The 2,542-nt window shown below is 70.1% G+C and carries 2 protein-coding genes and 1 pseudogene; all 3 read left to right on the forward strand.

Going from position 1 to position 2,542, the window contains the following annotated elements; translation table 11 throughout:
• The coding region (locus A612_RS13765; protein ID WP_019375042.1) for an efflux RND transporter permease subunit at positions 1 to 1,655 on the forward strand (1,655 nt) is incomplete at its 5' end.
• A 75-nt stretch (positions 1,656 to 1,730) separates the two neighbouring features.
• Positions 1,731 to 2,096, forward strand: a complete 366-nt coding sequence (locus tag A612_RS13770) for a carboxymuconolactone decarboxylase family protein (RefSeq protein ID WP_019375043.1) — start codon at positions 1,731 to 1,733, stop codon at positions 2,094 to 2,096.
• A 101-nt stretch (positions 2,097 to 2,197) separates the two neighbouring features.
• A pseudogene (locus tag A612_RS13775) lies at positions 2,198 to 2,542 on the forward strand (transporter); the annotation flags it as partial.

Below are 2,542 nucleotides of genomic sequence, written 5' to 3' on the forward strand. Positions count from 1 at the left end.
CCAGGCTGGAGCCGTTTTTCAGCCGCGTCTTCACACCGCTGCTGGACGAGCGGCGCGGCGGGCGCAACCGGGCGCTGCTGTGGCTGGCCGTGGTCGCGCTGATCGGGCTGTCGGTGCTGCTGCCGGTGCTGGGCTGGGTGCAGCTGAAGATGCTGCCGTTCGACAACAAGTCGGAGTTCCAGATCGTCGTGGACATGCCCGCCGGCACGCCGCTGGAGGACACCGCCGCCGTGCTGCGCGAGCTGGGCACGCACCTGGCCAGCGTGCCCGAGGTGCAGGACTGGCAGGCCTACGCCGGCACGGCCGCGCCCATCAACTTCAACGGCCTGGTGCGCCAGTACGAGCTGCGCGCCAGCAGCGAACTGGGCGACATCCAGGTCAACCTGGTGGACAAGCACCAGCGCAAGGAGCAAAGCCACGCCATCGCCATGCGCGTGCGCCCGGCCCTGCAGGACATCGGACGGCGCTGGGGTGCCAACGTCAAGGTCGTCGAGGTGCCGCCCGGCCCACCGGTGCTGGCCCCCATCGTGGCGGAAATCTACGGCCCCGAGGCCGCTGGACGCCGCCAGGTGGCCGAGGCCGTGCGCGCGGTCTTCGACGCCACCGAAGGCGTGGTCGATGTGGACTCCACCTCCATCGCCCCGGCACCGCGCACCCTGCTGCTGGTCGATCGGCAAAAGGCGGCGCTGGCCGGCGTGGCGCAGCAGGACATCGTCGCCACGCTGCGCGCCGGCCTGGCCGGCGAGGCCACGACCTGGCTGCGCGACGCCAGCCGCGCCCCGGTGCCCGTCTGGCTGCAGCTGCCGCCCGAGAGCCACGGCAGCCTGGATGCCCTGCTGCAGCTGGGCGTGCCGGGCGCATCTGGCCGGCTGGTGCCGCTGCGCGAGCTGGTCAGCGTGAGCAACACCCGGCGCGAGCAGCCCATCTACCACAAGGACTTGCTGCCGGTGGACTTCGTGCAGGGCGACATGGCCGGGCGCGTGGACAGCCCGCTCTACGGCATGTTCGCCATGCGCGGCGCGCTGGCCGGCATCGCCACGCCCGGCGGCGGCACGCTGCAGGAGCTGTTCGTCGATATGCCGCACGACGCCCAGCGCGACTACTCCCTGCGCTGGGACGGCGAGTGGCGCATCACCTACGAGACCTTCCGCGACATGGGCGCGGCCTATGGCGTCGGCCTGATCCTGATCTATCTGCTGGTGGTGGCGCAGTTCGGCTCGTACCTGACGCCGCTGATCATCATGGCACCCATCCCGCTCACCGTGATCGGCGTGATGCCCGGCCACGCCCTGCTGGGCGCGCAGTTCACTGCCACCAGCATGATCGGCATGATTGCCCTGGCCGGCATCATCGTGCGCAACTCCATCCTGCTGGTGGACTTCGTACGGCTGCAGCTGGCCGGCGGCACGCCACTGGCGCAGGCCGTCGTCCACGCCGTGGCGGCACGCACCCAGCCCATCGTGCTCACCGGCCTGGCGGCCATGATCGGCGCCTTCTTCATCCTGGACGACCCCATCTTCAACGGCCTGGCGATCGCGCTGATCTTCGGCATCCTGGTGTCCACGCTGCTGACCCTGGTGGTCATCCCGACGCTGTACTACGCCGCCTATCGTCGCCGCGTAGCCGAGCAGAAAAAAATGGCCGAATCGGCCTGAAACCCTTATCCATCAAGCGCTATCAGCTATTGAATCAATAGCTTGTTTTCTCACCCTACGACAAGGAGTCACACCATGTTCCCCAGCTACCAGGAAATCATCAAGGACACCAGCGCCGAAATCGGCAAGCTGCGCGGCGAGATCGGCGACACGCTGCGCGGCTTCTCCGCCATGGCCCAGGCGGCCACCAAGGACGGCGCGCTGGATGCCAAGACCAAGGAGCTGATCGCCATCGCCCTGTCGGTGTCCGTGCGCTGCGACCCCTGCCTGGGCTACCACACGCAGGCCCTGGTCAAGCTCGGCTGCACGCGCGAGGAGCTGACCGAGGCCCTGGGCATGGCCGTCTATATGGGCGGCGGGCCATCGCTGATGTATGCCGCGCGTGCCAGCGCCGCCTTCGACGAGTTCGCCGCCCAGGCCGCCGCCGCCAAGGCCGGTTGAGGCGCTGGCTGCCCGGCTCATCCTCAGCGCCCTTTCCGCTGTCCACCTGCCACACGAGAACGACTCTGCCCATGCCTGCCTTGCCTCCCTCATCCAGGGCCTTGAGCGCCCTGGCCCTGGCTGCCGGTCTGCTGCTTGCCGGGGCCGCGCCGCGCCCGGCCCTGGCAACCGACCTGCTGGCCGCCTGGGCAGGGGCCGAGCAGCACGACCGCGAGCTGGCCGTGGCGCGTGCCGCCCGTGCCAGCGCGCAGCCACTGCGCGAGCAGGCCGCCGCCCTGTGGCGTCCCGGCGTGCAGCTGACGGCCAGCGCCGGCGCTGCCAGCCATGACAGCGACACGCGCGGCGCACACTTTGCTGCGCCCGGCATGGGTCAGAACGACGGGGTGGATTTTTCCACCTCCACCCACGGCGGCACGGCCACGCGCTGGGCGCTGCAGGCCAGCCAG

Source organism: Melaminivora alkalimesophila, from assembly GCF_000282995.1.
Lineage (GTDB): Bacteria > Pseudomonadota > Gammaproteobacteria > Burkholderiales > Burkholderiaceae_C > Melaminivora > Melaminivora alkalimesophila.

Bases quoted from the DNA above. Each gene is read 5' to 3' on its own strand.
- A612_RS13770 (WP_019375043.1), top strand. From the start codon at position 1,731: ATGTTCCCCAGCTACCAGGAAATCATCAAGGACACCAGCGCCGAAATC.